15 protein-coding genes and 1 pseudogene are annotated in these 15,019 nt (G+C 71.0%); 10 read left to right on the top strand and 6 right to left on the bottom strand.

Going from position 1 to position 15,019, the window contains the following annotated elements; translation table 11 throughout:
- Positions 1 to 71 precede the first annotated feature (71 nt).
- The 3 genes and pseudogenes from OG618_RS24400 (at position 72) to OG618_RS24390 (ending at position 1,615) form a co-directional block, all read left to right on the top strand.
- Positions 72 to 797 carry a TetR/AcrR family transcriptional regulator C-terminal domain-containing protein gene (locus OG618_RS24400; RefSeq protein WP_329489678.1) on the top strand — a complete coding sequence of 242 codons (726 nt, stop codon included), beginning with the start codon at positions 72 to 74 and terminating at the stop codon, positions 795 to 797.
- A 90-nt stretch (positions 798 to 887) separates the two neighbouring features.
- Positions 888 to 1,157 (top strand): type II toxin-antitoxin system Phd/YefM family antitoxin, encoded by a 270-nt coding sequence (locus tag OG618_RS24395; protein ID WP_329489677.1) that lies wholly within the window; start codon positions 888 to 890, stop codon positions 1,155 to 1,157.
- Positions 1,147 to 1,615 (top strand): annotated as a pseudogene (locus OG618_RS24390) (type II toxin-antitoxin system VapC family toxin). Before OG618_RS24395 ends, OG618_RS24390 begins: the two are co-directional and overlap by 11 nt.
- Positions 1,616 to 1,709: 94 nt before the next feature.
- On the opposite strand, the gene OG618_RS24385 reads toward OG618_RS24390, so the two are convergent.
- Complete coding sequence (locus OG618_RS24385; protein WP_329489676.1) at positions 1,710 to 3,008, bottom strand: glycosyltransferase 87 family protein; 1,299 nt, start codon at positions 3,006 to 3,008, stop codon at positions 1,710 to 1,712.
- 195 nt (positions 3,009 to 3,203) lie between these two features.
- Positions 3,204 to 3,614, bottom strand: a complete 411-nt coding sequence (locus tag OG618_RS24380) for an ATP-binding protein (protein ID WP_329489675.1) — start codon at positions 3,612 to 3,614, stop codon at positions 3,204 to 3,206.
- 159 nt (positions 3,615 to 3,773) lie between these two features.
- Here OG618_RS24380 and OG618_RS24375 point away from each other — a divergent pair, with 159 nt between their 5' ends.
- The 6 genes from OG618_RS24375 (at position 3,774) to OG618_RS24350 (ending at position 7,214) form a co-directional block, all read left to right on the top strand.
- The gene (locus OG618_RS24375; RefSeq protein WP_329489674.1) at positions 3,774 to 4,586 is read left to right on the top strand and encodes a helix-turn-helix domain-containing protein; all 813 of its coding nucleotides are present in this window, start codon (positions 3,774 to 3,776) and stop codon (positions 4,584 to 4,586) included.
- Complete coding sequence (locus tag OG618_RS24370; protein WP_329489673.1) at positions 4,583 to 4,783, top strand: DUF397 domain-containing protein; 201 nt, start codon at positions 4,583 to 4,585, stop codon at positions 4,781 to 4,783. The genes OG618_RS24375 and OG618_RS24370 overlap by 4 nt, the downstream gene beginning before the upstream one ends.
- A 233-nt stretch (positions 4,784 to 5,016) precedes the next feature.
- Positions 5,017 to 5,877: a hypothetical protein gene (locus OG618_RS24365; RefSeq protein WP_329489672.1), complete on the top strand. Its 861-nt coding sequence runs from the start codon at positions 5,017 to 5,019 to the stop codon at positions 5,875 to 5,877.
- Positions 5,878 to 5,938: 61 nt separating this feature from the next.
- On the top strand, positions 5,939 to 6,298 hold the full coding sequence (locus tag OG618_RS24360; protein ID WP_329489671.1) for a type II toxin-antitoxin system RelE/ParE family toxin: 360 nt from the start codon (positions 5,939 to 5,941) through the stop codon (positions 6,296 to 6,298).
- 62 nt (positions 6,299 to 6,360) lie between these two features.
- Positions 6,361 to 6,771: a helix-turn-helix domain-containing protein gene (locus OG618_RS24355; RefSeq protein WP_329489670.1), complete on the top strand. Its 411-nt coding sequence runs from the start codon at positions 6,361 to 6,363 to the stop codon at positions 6,769 to 6,771.
- The gene (locus tag OG618_RS24350; protein WP_329489669.1) at positions 6,771 to 7,214 is read left to right on the top strand and encodes a hypothetical protein; all 444 of its coding nucleotides are present in this window, start codon (positions 6,771 to 6,773) and stop codon (positions 7,212 to 7,214) included. The genes OG618_RS24355 and OG618_RS24350 overlap by 1 nt, the downstream gene beginning before the upstream one ends.
- A 424-nt stretch (positions 7,215 to 7,638) precedes the next feature.
- Here the strand turns inward: OG618_RS24350 and OG618_RS24345 are convergent, their stop codons facing one another.
- From OG618_RS24345 to OG618_RS24330, 4 genes are all read right to left on the bottom strand, one after another.
- Positions 7,639 to 8,115: an ATP-binding protein gene (locus OG618_RS24345; protein ID WP_329489668.1), complete on the bottom strand. Its 477-nt coding sequence runs from the start codon at positions 8,113 to 8,115 to the stop codon at positions 7,639 to 7,641.
- Between the two features lie 198 nt (positions 8,116 to 8,313).
- A complete protein-coding gene (locus OG618_RS24340) occupies positions 8,314 to 9,591 on the bottom strand; it encodes a L,D-transpeptidase (protein ID WP_329489667.1) in 1,278 nt (425 codons plus the stop codon).
- Positions 9,592 to 9,793: 202 nt separating this feature from the next.
- The gene (locus OG618_RS24335) at positions 9,794 to 11,068 is read right to left on the bottom strand and encodes a L,D-transpeptidase (RefSeq protein WP_329489666.1); all 1,275 of its coding nucleotides are present in this window, start codon (positions 11,066 to 11,068) and stop codon (positions 9,794 to 9,796) included.
- Positions 11,069 to 11,285: 217 nt separating this feature from the next.
- On the bottom strand, positions 11,286 to 12,521 hold the full coding sequence (locus OG618_RS24330; protein ID WP_329489665.1) for a L,D-transpeptidase: 1,236 nt from the start codon (positions 12,519 to 12,521) through the stop codon (positions 11,286 to 11,288).
- Positions 12,522 to 12,810: 289 nt separating this feature from the next.
- Here OG618_RS24330 and glgX point away from each other — a divergent pair, with 289 nt between their 5' ends.
- Positions 12,811 to 15,015, top strand: coding sequence for a glycogen debranching protein GlgX (gene glgX, locus OG618_RS24325; protein ID WP_329489664.1), 2,205 nt, complete (start codon positions 12,811 to 12,813; stop codon positions 15,013 to 15,015).
- The last annotated feature ends 4 nt before the right edge of the window (positions 15,016 to 15,019 follow it).

Below are 15,019 nucleotides of genomic sequence, written 5' to 3'. Positions count from 1 at the left end.
GTGCGCAACCCACTGCACCTGTACGCTGGATGCGCACGGCGTACGCAGGAAGATGTGAAGAGGAGAACCGCATGGCCACCAAGGCGAACCCGGCCCCGTCCGTCTGGGCACGGCAGCGGCGGGAGGCGGAGCAGCCGGCGCTCAACCGGGCCGCCATCGTCCGTGAGGCGATCGCCGTGCTGGACGCCGACGGCATCGACGCGCTCAGCATGCGCAAGCTCGGCGCCCGCCTGAACGCGGGCGCGACGTCCCTCTACCGGCACGTGGCCACCAAGGACGAGCTGATGGAGCTCGCGGTGGACGAGGTCTTCGGCGAGAGCACCGTCCCGCCCGCCGACAGCCCCGACTGGCGGGAGGCCGTCGCCGAGGCCGCCGAGTCCTTCCGCGCGACCGCGCTGCGGCACCCGTGGCTCGCCTCGGTCCTTGGCCAGGCGGGGCTCGCCTACCTCGGCCCCAACCTGAAGGCCTACTCCGAGCGCGTGGCCGCCCTGTTCGTCACCGCCGGGTTCCCCGAGCCGGAGCGCGCGATCGAGACCGTGATCACCTACGTGATCGGGATGAGCACGACGGAGACGGCCTGGCTGACCACGGTGGCCCGCTCCGGCCAGACCGAGGCCGAGTTCATCGCGGGCCTGATCCCCACCGCCCAGGAGGCGGCGGCCGACACCGAGCACCTCTCCGCCGCGTACGCGGCGGCGATCGGCGTCGACCCGGTGGCCCTGCGCAACGAGAAGTTCACCTACGGCCTGAACGTCATCCTCGACGGCCTGGCCCTACGCCTCCCCGGCCCCCGGTAACCGCCGGCGGCGGGCTGCCTGCGCCAAGGGCGTTCCGAGTCCCGTGCCACGCAGTAGCACAGGGTGGCACAGCGGGATTGCGCTGAACTCATGTCAGTGCAGCCCGAGATCACTCAAAGAGATCTACGAAGTCGGTCGAAGGAGATCATGGACGCCGTTCAGGCAGGCCACTCCTTCACGGTCACACGTGACGGGCACCGGATCGGCGAGCTGATCCCGCCACGAAGGCGGCGACGATTCGTCCCACGGAGCGAGTTCACAGCCATGTCACGTAGCGCCCCGGACATCTCCCTGGATTCCTTCCGCGCCGACCAGGACGCCTTGGCCGAGCAGCAGACGGATGACCCCTATGGCCGGTGACATCCAACAAGGCATCCTGGACACCGACATCATGATCCTGCGCAAGTGGGTAGACCCGGACGAACTACCCGCAGAGATGGCCATCACGGCGATCACGCTGGCCGAGCTCTCTTCGGGACCGCATGAGGTCCGCAGGAACGAGGAGCAGAACGACTACGACGAGCACACCGAACGTGCCCGACGACTCGACGTGCTCCAACGTGCTCCAACGTGCGGAGAACGAGTTCGACCCCATTCCGTTCGACACGGAGGCGGCCCGCATCTACGGCCGCGTCTGCGCTGCCGTCATCAGCAGCGGCCGCAAGCCTCGCCGACGCGTGGCGGATCTGATGATCGCCGCCATCGCCATCGCCGAGGGCCTTCCTCTGTTCACGACGAATCCCGACGACTTCAAGGGCCTCGACGGGCTACTGACCGTCGTCCCGGTCACCAGACCGCAGGTGCTGCACGACCGCTAGGCGGACCGTCACCTGAGCCACTGGCCGAGGGCCTTCAGCCGCCAGGAATGCCCTAACGGCGTTCGAGAAGCTCGACCGACTACGGGGCGGGTGGTCAGGTGGCCGGGGTCGCTCGGGGGATCGGCGCCGGGGTCGGCGGGGCCTCGCCCCCGTCGGCCTGGTGCGGCAACGGGACGGTGGGCCGGTGGCGGAGGTCCGCGACCGTGACCCGGAGGACGGCGATCAGGGCGAACAGCATCAGGACGCCGTGGGCCGGCATCGACAGGTACGGGTCCACGTCGCGGTTGATGAACTTGAGGTAGCTGCCGAACGAGGACAGCTGCACCAGCACCGGCAGGTACCAGAGCTGCCGGGGCAGCTGGAAGGCCACGATCACGCTGAGCACGTCGGCTATGTAGAAGTAGCGCTCGTGCATCGACGGCAGCAGGAAGGGCACCGCGATCGCGGAGGCGGTGGCCAGCAGCAGGATCCGGGTGTCCGTGAGCACCCGCCGCCCCGCCTGGCCGGCCGCGGCGGCGCCGGCCTGCCGCAGGGCCCACACCGCGAGCCCCACCAGCGCCAGGACCACCACGCCGGCGACCACGACGCCGATGCCCCGCGCGGTGTCCTGGGCGTCCTGCGGGACGGAGACGAACTGGTACACCGACGGCGCGTAGAGCGTGAGGTCCTTGTACGTGTCCGGCTGCCGGGTGTAGACGGTCAGCAGCTGCCACGGGTCCGCGCCGAGCAGGAAGGCGGGGATGTCGAGGGCCACGTACGCGGCCACGGCGGCGAACAGGCTCCGCCAGGGGATCCGGTTCGCCAGGACGAGCACCAGCAGGGCGGGGAACAGGAAGACGGCCTGGAGCTTGAACGCGAGCGCGATCCCGAAGAACGCGCACGCCCAGGTGGGCCGGTCCCGGAGCAGGTGGTAGACGCCGCCCACCAGGAAGGTCGTGAAGATCGCGTCGGCCTGGCCCCACCAGCCGCTGTTGGTGACGACCGTGGGCAGGAAGAGCACGACCACCGCGGCGCCGAGGGCGCGCCACGGCCGCTGCGGCCACCGCAGCTCCACGATGCGGAACACGTAGGACGCCAGGGCGAGGTCGAAGAGGATCGAGACCCACTTGATCCCGGCGAGCGCCGTCACCGGGAGGTAGGTGAGCGCGGCCATGAGGTAGAGGTACGGGACGTTGTAGTCCGAGAAGTCGGCGTGGCTGAGAGCGTTGAAGCCGCCGTTCTCGGCGATGTACCGGTACCACGGACCGAGGAAGTAGTAGTAGTCCGACGACTCACTGTCCAGCATGAGGATCCTGACGGTCAGCGCGGCCAGCACCGCGGCTGCCGCGGCCAGCGCCAGGACGATCGGATCGACGCCGTCACGGCGCGACTCCTCGGTGGTGATGTCGGACATCGCACTCCGTTCGGTTGTCCACGGCGCCCCCGAAGCCGTGCACCAAAAATCATATATACAGACACACGTGCGCTGAGCGAAGGGCTATCAGGGCACGAACCAGGGCAGGTCGCAGCGCTGAAGTGGCCGAAGTGAGGGTAGTGACGGGAGTCGCGGAAGGGGCCGGAGCAGGACGTCGGACCGGTCGACTTCCCACTACTCCGGCTTGAGCTCGAACCAGACGATCTTGCCCACGTGACCCGGACCCCGGGGCCGGGCGCCCCAGGAGGCGGCGAGGGCCTCGACGAGTTCGAGCCCGCGACCGCCCTCGTCGTCGGGGCCGGCCTGACGGGGCTCGGGCAGGTCCGGGTTGGCGTCGGCGACCTCGACCCGGAGCGCACCGCATTCCGTGACGGCGAACCGGACGCCGATGAGGCGGTCGCGCGGGCCACGGGCGTGGCGGCACGCGTTGGTGACCAGTTCGCTGAGGAGGAGCAGGGCCGTCTCGGTCGTCTCGTCGGGCACCCGCCAGGCGTAGGCCTGCCGGAGGAGCTGCACGCGGGCGTGGCCGACGCTGCGGGGGTGGCGGGGGAACATCCACTCGATGTCGACGGGCTGAGTGATCATCAGTGTCCTTGGCGAGACGAGTCCTTGGCGTCACCCGTGGGGACGGAATCGGCCATTTCACGCCCCAGGATTCGGTCTCTCCGCATAGCCTCAGAAGTGGCGCCAGGGGTACATCGAACCGTGACTCGCTGGTTGACCATGAAGAATGGGGGTCCGGCGATGAGCGCACCCACGCAGCCGCCGATGGCGTGGAAGTACTGCGGGGATCAGATCAAGCGATGGCGCGCTCAAGCGGGCGTGACGAGAGAGCGGTTGAGCACCGCGGCCAGCTACGACATCGAGAGCGTTCGGTCGATGGAGGCGGGACGACGGAAACCCTCTTTCAAACTGCTCGCAACAGCCGATGAGCTGTGCAACGCGCGAGGGATCCTCCTCGGGGCCTACGAGTTCTTGATTCCAGAACGACCTCCCACGCGCACGGAGGCCTACCGAACCGTCGAGAACGAGGCCATCGCCCTGTACTCGTACGAACCGCTCTACATCCCGGGCCTCCTACAGACCGAGGAGTACGCGCGAGCCACTCTGAGCTACACGATCCCGCCAGTGGACGATCAGACCATCGAGGACCGTGTTGCCGCCCGACTGGAACGACAGGGCAAGCTCGCACTCCGGCCGACCGTGCTGTTCAGCTTCGTGATCTACGAGGCGGCTCTCAACACCCTCATGGGCGGCAGCGGCACCATGAAGCGGCAGCTTCACCACCTGCTGGACGTAGGGCAGCTGCGCAACGTCCGCATCCAGATCCTGACCTTCGAGCACGGGCCACCGTCATGCCTGTCCGGATCAATGGTCCTCATGGAGACGGTCAATCATGAGCACTTCGCATATGTGGAGACGCACGAGACGAATGCGCTTCACTCCGATCCGAAAATCGTCAGCATACTCACACAGCGGCAGGCGATGATCCGCGCGCAAGCCCTCAGCGCCGAGGATTCTGCAGAGTTCATCAGAAAGGCAGCGGAGCAGCTATGAGCGACACCAGCACCTGGTACCGGTCGAGTTACAGCGACTACGAGGGCGGCAACTGCGTCGAGGTCGCCTCCTCCAGCCTCACCGTCCACGTCCGGGACTCCAAGGACAAGGCCGGGCCCCAGCTCTCCTTCTCGCCCGCTGCGTGGGCCGCGTTCCTCGTCTTCGCGGCCGAAGCTCAGGTGTCGGGCGTCGAGTGACTTCCTAGTGGAACGGGTGGGTGAACACCCCCCACCCACCCTCCCAACCACCGCCGTAGCCAGCCCGTATGACTAATCGTCACCGGTCGCCACGGGCTGCGCACGCCGTGTAGCGTGCGCACCAACGAATCAACCCCCGCCGGTGCACCAACACCGAACGGGGGTCTGACCGACACGATCGATAGGACCTCGATCCTGTGGCTACCCACGACTTTAGCGCTGCCCTGCCCCCGATGGCGTCCCCCGGCTACGGAAAGCGTTCCGCGCCGGGCCAAAATCCCCCTCGCGCCGACGACTTCGCGCACCTTCCCGCCCGTGAGGCCTACCTGGCGCGGCTGGTCGACCGGCTGCCCGAGGGCGCCGCGATGGACACCAAGACCCTCGCCCGCGAGCAGCCGCACTACGGCCAGCAGGCCGTCCGCAGCGCGCTCAACCGGCTCTCCGTCGCCGGTCACCTGCGCCGAGTCCGCGAGCGGGTCGACGGCGACCGTACGCAGTGGGTGTTCCGCACCTACTTCTCCCGGACGCCCCGGGACGACGCCTGGTGGTCCCGCTTCCTGACCGTCGGCGACACGGACGGCAGTGCCGACACCGGCCCCGCGCAGGTTCACCCGGACGAGCGGCCCCACCCCCGCGTGAACCGGTCACCCGCCTACCGGGCCCTCGCAGCCCTCGGGCTCGCCGACCCCCGGCTCGCGCTCTCGGCGCGCGACTGCGACTCCCTCGAACCGCTCGCCGCCCAGTGGCTCGCGCGCGGGGCCGGTACGGCGTACCTCACCAGCGCGCTGACCGCCGGGCTCCCGCCGGCCGTCCACAGCCCGGCCGCCTTCGTCCACCGCCGCCTGGCCGACAAGATGCCGCCCGAACGCACCGGGGAGCCGACGGCGCCGGTCACCCGCGTCCTGGAGTGCACCGACTGCCGCACCCCGAGCCGGCCGCAGGCCCTCCTCGGCGGCCTCTGCCGGGCCTGCCGGGCGGGCGCCTCCGACGCCCCGCCACCGCGGGCCCGGCTCTCGCCCCAGGCCGTGCACCGGCACGCCGCCCGGGTGCGCGCCTCGGTCCGTCCCAACCCGTCCGCACGGCAGCCGCATTGATCTCCCCTTCACCCCCTCCCCCCTAGACTGCCGACCGGCGCACGGGCCGAGGGGGTGGGCGTTGAACACACGGGAGTGGTCCTTCTACGAGGGCGCGGACGGTTCGACGCCCCTGGTCAAGGACCTGCAGAAGGCCCGGCTGGCCAGCCACGAGCGGGCCCGGCTGTTCGTCCTGATGAACCGGGTCAAGGAGCGGCAGACCCTGCCGGGGGACGTCAAGGACCTCGGCAACGACCTCCTGGAGGTGCGGCTCACCGGCGATCACCGCACCTTCCGGCTGCTCTTCGCGGAGGAGGGCGAGGGCCTGGTCCTGCTCGCCCTGTCGTTCTTCCAGAAGAAGTCCCAGAAGACCCCGCCGAACGAGCGCGGCGCCGCGGAGCGGCGGCTCCGGGAGTGGCGGAACCGGCCGTCGGCGGGCTGAGTTCCCGGTTCTCGATATCGGCTTCGGGCGATAATGTTGAAGCACTCTGAGGGGAGGCGGCCATGGCACCCACGCTGCACGATCTACTCGACCTCGACCCGGACGATCCCCGCGTCGCCGCGAGCCTGGCCGACGCGCAGGCCTACGCCGAACTCGTGGAGACCCTGGTGGTGGCCCGCAAGAAGCGCGGTCTGACCCAGCGCGACGTGGCGGACCTGATGGGGACGTCGCAGTCGACGATCTCCGAGTTCGAGCGGGTGGGCGGCGACGCCCGCTACTCCACGCTCCAGCGGTACGCCCGCGCGGTCGACGCCCGGCTGTACAGCCTGGTCGACCACACCGCCGCGGACCTGACGCCCGCCTGGAAGCCCGCGCCCGTCGAGGTGCAGGTCCGGGTGGCCGTCCGCGAGCGCGGGGCACGGTCCCGGCCGACCGCCTGGGGCGACGACGCGCAGCGGTCGGTGACCGTCTGATGGCCGGTTCGCCCGCCCGCCGGGGGGTTCGGCGCTTCGCCACCCTCGACGAGCTCTCCGCCGCCACCGAGCTGGAGGACGTCACCTTCCTGGAGGTCTCCGGCCGGCGCCTCTTCGACCAGCAGGAGCCGCGCAGCGGGGCGGAGAACCGGACCACGCTCGCGGTCTGGCTCCGCGAGGGCGACGACGGGACCACCCTGGAGGTCCGCTGCCGGCTGGAACTGGGGAGCGCCCAGGCCGACTTCGTGGTGGACGCGGCGGCGGCCTTCTCGCTCGGCGCGCCGTTCGAGCTTCCCGCCGAACTGCAGCAGCTGTTCGTCGACCGGATCGGCGTGACGGTGCTCTACCCGTACCTGCGGGAGGCCCTCCAGGGCAGCGCCACCAAGCTCGGCGTCGATACCCCGCTGCTCTCGCTGCGCGGCCCGGGGCAGGGCGTCCGCTAGCACTCGGACCGCCGGCCCCGACAGGGCCTCGTCACAGAGCCTCGTCACAGGGTCTACACGGCTCGCTCATGAATAATCTCAGGCGACAGCGTTAACCTATGCAAATTCCAAAGGTGAACTAGGTTACAAACCTTGAAATCAAAGCCAGCCGGTTTGCCCACATGCTGAGATCCGTGCGATAGTCGAGATGTCCGGCGGCGGACGACGACGACCCGCCGAGGACACCGAGACTACGGCCCGCCCGACCTGGCACGGCCGTCGCCCATCGTGTCGGCACGCACCCCCTTGGCCGCGCGATGACTTGCAGGGGCCCCCACGCACCGGAACACGGTGGATCGGGGGCCCTGCGCGTTTTCCGGGCACGGCCACGGCTGCGGCGCGACCACGGCGGGGGCGCGACCACGGCGGGGGCCGCCGCGACGCCTCAGTGGCGCTCGCGCACCTTGAGCTCGAACCAGACGCCCTTGCCGCGCGGCAGCAGATCGGCGCCCCAGCGGTCGGCGAGGTCGTCGACGACCTTGAGCCCGCGCCCGTACTCGTTGATCGGCAGCGGCTCGGCCATGATCAGACAGGGCAGCGCCCGCGAGGAGTCCCGCACCTCGACCCGCAGCCAGCCGGGCTTGCGCGACACCTGGACGCCGATGGTCCGCCCGGCCGCGTGCCGCACCGCGTTGGCCACCAGCTCGCTGGTGAGCAGCTCGCCGACCTCCAACTGCTGGTGCAGCTCCCAGGACTCCAGCACCGAGAGCACCAGCCGGCGGGCCAGCGGCCCGGACTCCGGCCTCGACGGCAACCGCATCTCGCCCGGTGCCGACTGGTCGCACAGCCTGCCGAAGTACATCCGCTCCAGCTCCTCGGAGCTGAGCCGCTCCAGGGCCGCCAGCGCGTCCTGGAAGCACATCCACGATGCCTCAGCGACCAAGCTCGACCCAGGAAGTGATGACTGATCTGTTTCGCCCCAACCCGCCATGCGGTCCATCATTGCGGAACGCAAGCGGCCGCGTACGGACAATGAGCAAACGATCACTACCCGCTCGGCATATGCCGGATGCAACCCGGGCCGGGTGCGCGTCAAGCCCGGGTTGCCGCAAACCGCCTCCTACCAGGCACTCCAGGCCAGGTTCCAGCCGCTGAGGCCGTTGTCCGGAGCCACCGTGCCGCGCGAGGAATTCTGCACCGTCACGATGTCGCCGATCAGCGAGCCGTCGTAGAAGGTGCCCGCCGAGGTGCCGTCGCCGCCGCCCTTGACGTCCTTGAGGCCGACGCAGCCGTGGCTGACGTTGTCCTTGCCGAAGGCGCTGCTCCAGTAGTTGCCGTGTACGTACGTGCCGGACGTGGTCAGCCGCATCGAGTGCGGCACCTGGAGGTCGTACGGGTCCCCGGTCATCCCGGGCATGCTGCTGGACTGCATCCGCACCACGCCTTCCTTGGACATCACCACCATGGTGCCGTTCCAGGTGGGGTGCTCCGAGGAGCCGGAGGTGATGTCGACGACGGAGCTCCTGCCGTCGTTGACCACCGTCATCCTGTGCGTCTTCGCGTCAACCGTCGAGACCTGCGATCGCCCGATCGTGAAGGGCTCGTCCCGGTCCACGCCGCCGTAGACGCCGGGGGCGAGCTCCACGTTCTTCAGCCGGTAGTGGACGGTGACCTTCGTCCCCGGCTTCCAGTACGCCTCGGGGCGGAAGTCCAGCCGGCGGTTGCCGAACCAGTGGCCCTTCACCACGGTGCCGTTGTCGGACTCGAAGGTGATGCCCTTGGCGACCGCCTCCTTGTTCTTCACGTCCTTGTCGAAGTCGACCGAGACGATCATGCCGACCCCGTAGGTGGCGTTGTCCTCGACGTTGTCGCTCGCCTTCGCCTCGCGCTCGGGCGTCAGCGTGGTGAAGCCGCTGTCCGCCGAGGCGACCACGCCGTTGGCGTCCGCCGCCATCGCGCTCACCTGGTAGGCGGTGCCGACCGCCAGGCCGGCCGTCGGCGTCCAGCTGCCGCCGTCGGCGGCGATCGTCCCGGCGACCTCCTTGCCGGTCCGGTCGCTCACCTTGACCGTGGTGAGCTTGCCGCCCGCCACCGCGACCTTGAGCGCGCCGCTCGGGGCCACGTCCACCGCGCCGTTCTTCGGCTGGATGTCCAGCACCGCCGCCGACACCTTCGGCGCCGCCGGGGTCGACGCGGGGGCATCGGCCGGCGCCGCCCCGGAGGCCGGTGCCGCTCCGGACGCCGGCGCGGAGGCGGTCGCCGCGACGCCCGCCGCGCCCCCCAGGTCCGCCTTGGCCGCGCTCCCGCCGGCCGCGCCGTCGCCCCCGCCGCACGCGCTGGTCAGCACCAGCGCGCCGCCCATCAGACCGGCGGCCACCACTGTCCGTATCGACCTCATGCCGACTCCTCCCGTTGATCCCGCTCGACCACGAGGGGACTCGACAGATACACGCGCCATCCACCGGAAAGGTTGCGCCATCCGGGCGACGATCACGCCACGAACGACGACCGGCCCGACCCCAACGAGTGAGGATCGGGCCGGTCGTCGTCGAACCGGGACTACCGGGGCTGCCGCCGGGGTAGAGCGTGTGTCGCCGGACCTACCAGTTGGCCCAGCCGATGTTCCAGCCGCCGAGCCCGTTGTCGGGCGCGACGGTCTTCTCCTTGGTGTTCACGATCTTCACCACGTCGCCGACCAGCGAGTCGTTGAAGAACTTGCCCGCCACCGAGGTGTCGCTGCCGCCCTTCTCGTCGGCCATCGAGACGCAGCCGTGGCTCGCGTTGGACTTGCCGAAGGGGTTGGCCCAGTAGTTGCCGTGCACGAAGGTGCCGGAGGTGGTGAGCCGCATCGCGTGCGGGACGTCCTGGATGTCGTACTCGCCGCCGAGACCGACGGTCTGCGAGTTCATCCGGGTGACCTTCTCCTTGGACATGATCACCATGGTGCCGCCCCAGGAGGGGGTCGCGTCGGCGCCGAGGGTGACCGGCACCGTGGTGCTCTTGCCGTCCCGGACGGTCGTCATCGTGTGGGCGGCCGAGTCGGCCGTCGAGACCTGGGAGCGGCCGATGGTGAACGGCTCGTCCTTGTCCACGTCGCCGTAGATGCCGGGGGCGACCTCGACGTTCTTCAGCCGGTAGTGGATGGTGACCTTCGTCCCCGGCTTCCAGTACTCGGCCGGGCGGAAGTCCAGCCGCTTGGTGCCGAACCAGTGGCCCTTCACCTCGGTGGCGGCGCCGTCGCTGGTCTCGAAGGTGATCCCCTTCGCCACGGCCTCCTTGTTCTTCACGTCCTTGTTGAAGACCACCGAGACGATCATGCCGACGCCGTAGGTGGCGTTGTCGGCGATGTTGTCGTTCGTGGAGATCGTCTTCGCCGGGGTCAGCGTGGTGAACGAGGTCGTCGACGCCGTCACCAGGCCCTCGGCGTCCTGGGCCTGCGCGCTCACCTTGTAGACCATGCCGACGGCCAGGGGCGCGCTGGGCTTCCAGCCGGAGCCGTCCGGCGTGATCGCCCCGGCGACCGGCTTGCCCTCCTTGTCGGTGACCTCGACGGTGGTGAGCTTGCCGCTCGCGACCGAGACGGCCAGCGCGTTGGTCGGCGAGACGTCCTGGGCACCGTCCTTCGGCTCGACGGTCAGCACCGCGGCCGAGGTCTTCGGCGCCGCCGAGCTCTGGCCGGGCGCCGGAGCGCCCCCACCGTTGGCACCCGCCGTGGCGGCCGCGTCACCCCCGCCGCTGCCCCCGTCACTGCCCTTGTCGTCCCCACATGCCGCGGTGAGCAGCAGCACCCCGCCCATCGCGAGCGCCACTGCGCCGCGGCGCATCCGACGGCTGGTGGTCCCTATCGCGGCGTCGTCCGCCAAAACCGGCTTCACGGTTTCTCCCCTCCCGGTGTCCATCCAGATGGACGCGTGTTCGCCCGGACGGGTTGCACCGGACCGGCGATCTTCCGCGCCGGTCTTCGGCGCGGCAAGCAGGATAGCTGGGCCGAATGAGTGAACCCCGGGGGGAGTGCGGTGAATCACAGGTGGAACAGCGGTGAAGACCGGCGGGAGGGTCACCGCCCCGCAGCCGGGGCCAGGGGCCGGTGGCTCAGCGCTCGATCGCGCTGCCCGCGACCCACTGGGCCCAGGGCAGGTTCCAGCCGTTGAACCCGTTGCTCGGCGGGACGGCGTCCCCGGTGGCCGCCTTCACCTCGATCACGTCCCCGGGGATGGTGTGCTCGAACAGCCAGCCCGCCGGGGTGTCCTTGCTCGTCCCGCCCTTGGCGTCGGCCAGGCCGATGCAGCCGTGGCTGGTGTTGGCCGTGCCGAACACCGCCGGGTCGGCCCAGTAGTTGCCGTGGATGAAGGTGCCGGAGGTGGTCAGCCGCATCGCGTGCGGGACGTCCTTGATGTCGTACTCGTCGCCCATCCCGACGGTCTGCGAGTTCATCCTGGTCGTGCGGTACTTCTCGGAGACCACCAGCACGCCCCGGTAGGTGGTGTGCTTCGGGTCCCCGCCGGACACCTTGAGCGTGCGCACCACCTTGCCGCCCGCCCCGGCCCGCACGGTCAGGGTGTGGGCGTCCAGGTCCACCGTGGAGACCTGGGCCCGGCCGACGGTGAACCGGACGTCCCTGGTCTGGGTGCCGAACGCGCCCGGCGCCCCCTGCACGTCCTTGAGCCGCAGCGCCACCGCGACCTTGGTGCCGGCCGCCCAGTAGGCCTTCGGCCGGACGTCCAGCCGCTGGGTGCCGAACCAGTGCGCGGCCAGCTCCACCGGCGGGTCGGCCGTCACCGTCACCGCCCGCTCGACGGCCGCCCGGTCGGTGATCGGGCGGCTGAAGCGCAGCGAGACGGGCATGCCGACGCCGACCGTGGAGCCGTCCTCCGGGGTGAAGAAGGCGACGAAGGTGTGCGCCCGGGCCACCGTCGAGAAGTCCGTGTGCTGGTTCGCCTTCTGGCCCTGGTCGTCCTCGGCCACCGAGTCCAGGGTGTACGCGGTGCCGAGCGGCAGCGGGCCGTTCGGCGCCCAGCTCGCACCGTCCGGGGAGAGCGTCCCGGCCACCTCGGTGCCCTTCGCGTCGGCCAGCCGGACGGAGACCAGCCGGCCCTGGGCCACCGAGACCCGGACCGCGCCGTCCGGCGGGACGTCCTCGGCGCCGTCGGCGGGCAGCGCGGTGATCGCCGCCCGGGAGGGGGCCGGCGGGGCCGTGTGCCCCGGGGCCGCCGCGTCCTGGGCCGGGCCGGCCGCCGGACCGCCCCCGCCGGCGCACCCCGTCAGCACCGCCAGGCTCCACCCCAGCGCCGCCGCACGGCGCGCCCACACCAGTACTCGGGGCCGCATTCCGGGGCCTCCCGCCGTTTCCGTCCGATACCCCGGACAACGAGGGCAATCCCGGCAGGACACGCGGACCGCCGGGTGAACCTCACTCCGGCGGCCCACCACCGGGCGGCCGGCGGCCCGGTGGTGGCCCCGGTTCGGGCCCGGGCGGCGTGCCCGAACCGCCCCCGCGGCGCGCGGCCCCCGGCCGCCATCCGCCGGTAAGCCACCGTTCAGCGGCTTCCGATCAGCAGGATCAGGGAAAGAGAAGGTGAACGGGGTCCGGGACACCCCGCCCAGGGAGGGTAGGGCCATGGCGTCAGGGCAGGAGCTGGAAGCCGGAGTGCGGCCGCGCGGCGGTACCGGCACCGAGCCACCGTGGCCCGGCAGCTGGCAGCCGCTCGGCGCCCGCTTCCGCACCGATGCCCAGGGCCGCCAGGGCACCAACTTCGCGCTCTGGGCGGCCGGCGCCGAGGCGGTCGACCTCTGCCTCTTCGACGAGGACGGCCAGGAGAGCAGACACCGCCTCACCGAGCAGAACTTCCAGACCTGGCACGGCTTCCTGCCCGGCGTCCGCCCGGGCACCCGGTACGGCTTCCGGGTCCACGGCCGCTGGGACCCGTGGACCGGCGCCCGGTGGAACCCGGCCAAGCTGCTGCTCGACCCCTACGCCCGGGCCGTCGACGGCTGTTACACCTCCCACGACGCGGTCTGCTCCGCCGTCCGCAACTGGCCCGAGGCCGACGTCGCCGACACCGTCCGGGACAACCGCGACTCGGCCCGCTACGTGCCCAGGTCCGTCGTGGTCCACGACGACGACGACTGGTACGACGACCACCGCCCGAAGACCCCCTGGGCGGAGACCGTGCTGTACGAGCTGCACGTGCGCGGCTTCACCATGCGCCACCCCGAGGTGCCGCCGGAGCTGCGCGGCACCTACGCGGGCCTCGCCCACCCCGCCGCCATCGCCCACCTCACCGGGCTCGGCGTCACCGCCGTCGAGCTGCTGCCGGTGCACCAGTACGCCAGCGAGGACCACCTCCAGGCCCGCGGCCTGGGCAACTACTGGGGGTACAACACCGTCGGCTTCTTCGCCCCGCACGCCGGCTACTCCTCCTCCGGCAGCCGCGGCGGCCAGGTGGGCGAGTTCAAGCGGATGGTGCGCGCGCTGCACGCCGCCGGCATCGAGGTCGTCCTCGACGTGGTCTACAACCACACCGCCGAGGGCGCCGAGCTGGGCCCCGCCCTCTCGCTGCGGGGCATCGACAACGCCGGGTACTACCGGCTGCCGCTGAACCGCCCGCGCGGCTACGCCGACTACACCGGCTGCGGCAACACCCTGGACACCCGGCGGCCGCAGGTGATCCGGCTGATCACCGACTCGCTGCGGTACTGGGTGACCGAGATGGGCGTGGACGGCTTCCGCTTCGACCTCGCCGCCGCGCTCGCCCGCGGCAGCGACGGCGTCGAGATGGACCACCCCTTCCTCGCCGCCGTCTCCCAGGACCCGGTGCTGAGCCGGGTCAAGCTGATCGCCGAGCCCTGGGACGTCGGCGCGGGCGGCTACCAGGTCGGCGGCTTCCCCCCGCTGTGGGCCGAATGGAACGACAAGTACCGGGACACCGTGCGGGACTTCTGGCGCGGCGCCCGCCCGGACGTCCGCGAGCTCGGCTACCGGCTCTCCGGCTCCTCCGACCTCTACCAGCGCGGCGGCCGGCGCCCCTACGCCTCGGTCAACTTCGTCACCGCGCACGACGGCTTCACCCTGCGCGACCTGGTCTCCTACGACCGCAAGCACAACGAGGCCAACGGCGAGGCCAACCGGGACGGCACCGACGACAACCGGTCCTGGAACCACGGCGCCGAGGGGGAGACCGCCGATCCGGCCGTCCAGGCCCTGCGCCTGCGCCAGTTGCGCAACCTGATGGCCACCCTGCTGCTCTCCACCGGCGTCCCGATGATCACCGCCGGGGACGAGTTCGGCCGCACCCAGCGCGGCAACAACAACGCCTACTGCCAGGACAACGAGATCAGCTGGCTGGACTGGTCCCTGCTGGCGGACCGCGACTGGGCCGGGCTGCGCGACCTCACCGCCCGCCTCGTCCGGCTGCGCCGCGCCCACCCGGTGCTGCGGCAGCGGGCGTTCTTCTCCGGCCGGGCCGCCACCCCCGGCGGCCAGCCGGACCTGGCCTGGTTCACCCCGCGCGGCAAGGAGATGACCGAGGCCGACTGGTTCGCCCCCACGGCCTGCCTCGGGATGCTGCTCTCCGGCACCGCGATGTCCGAACGCGACCAGCACGGACGCCCGTTGCGCGACGACAGCTTCCTGCTGCTGCTCAACACCGGCCCCGACCCGGTGGCCTTCACGCTGCCAGGCGAACCCTGGGCCGCGCCGGACGCGCGGTACGAGACGGTGCTGGACACCGCGAGCGAGGAGAACGGCCCGCTCCCCTCCCCGGACACCGCCCTGCTCGGCGGGCACTCGCTGCGCCTGCTGCGCGCACCCGCCCCTCGCTGACCCC

The organism is Kitasatospora sp. NBC_01246 (assembly GCF_036226505.1).
Lineage (GTDB): Bacteria > Actinomycetota > Actinomycetes > Streptomycetales > Streptomycetaceae > Kitasatospora.
Note: the sequence above shows the minus strand (reverse complement) of the source record. Positions and strands in the feature narration are given on the sequence as shown.

Coding starts and splice junctions, on each gene's coding strand:
- glgX (WP_329489664.1), top strand. CDS start 12,811: ATGGCGTCAGGGCAGGAGCTGGAAGCCGGAGTGCGGCCGCGCGGCGGT.
- OG618_RS24355 (WP_329489670.1), top strand. CDS start 6,361: ATGGCACCCACGCTGCACGATCTACTCGACCTCGACCCGGACGATCCC.
- OG618_RS24345 (WP_329489668.1), bottom strand. CDS start 8,115: ATGTGCTTCCAGGACGCGCTGGCGGCCCTGGAGCGGCTCAGCTCCGAG.
- OG618_RS24340 (WP_329489667.1), bottom strand. CDS start 9,591: ATGAGGTCGATACGGACAGTGGTGGCCGCCGGTCTGATGGGCGGCGCG.
- OG618_RS24375 (WP_329489674.1), top strand. CDS start 3,774: ATGAGCGCACCCACGCAGCCGCCGATGGCGTGGAAGTACTGCGGGGAT.
- OG618_RS24350 (WP_329489669.1), top strand. CDS start 6,771: ATGGCCGGTTCGCCCGCCCGCCGGGGGGTTCGGCGCTTCGCCACCCTC.
- OG618_RS24370 (WP_329489673.1), top strand. CDS start 4,583: ATGAGCGACACCAGCACCTGGTACCGGTCGAGTTACAGCGACTACGAG.
- OG618_RS24395 (WP_329489677.1), top strand. CDS start 888: ATGTCAGTGCAGCCCGAGATCACTCAAAGAGATCTACGAAGTCGGTCG.
- OG618_RS24380 (WP_329489675.1), bottom strand. CDS start 3,614: ATGATCACTCAGCCCGTCGACATCGAGTGGATGTTCCCCCGCCACCCC.
- OG618_RS24400 (WP_329489678.1), top strand. CDS start 72: ATGGCCACCAAGGCGAACCCGGCCCCGTCCGTCTGGGCACGGCAGCGG.
- OG618_RS24365 (WP_329489672.1), top strand. CDS start 5,017: ATGGCGTCCCCCGGCTACGGAAAGCGTTCCGCGCCGGGCCAAAATCCC.
- OG618_RS24330 (WP_329489665.1), bottom strand. CDS start 12,521: ATGCGGCCCCGAGTACTGGTGTGGGCGCGCCGTGCGGCGGCGCTGGGG.
- OG618_RS24385 (WP_329489676.1), bottom strand. CDS start 3,008: ATGTCCGACATCACCACCGAGGAGTCGCGCCGTGACGGCGTCGATCCG.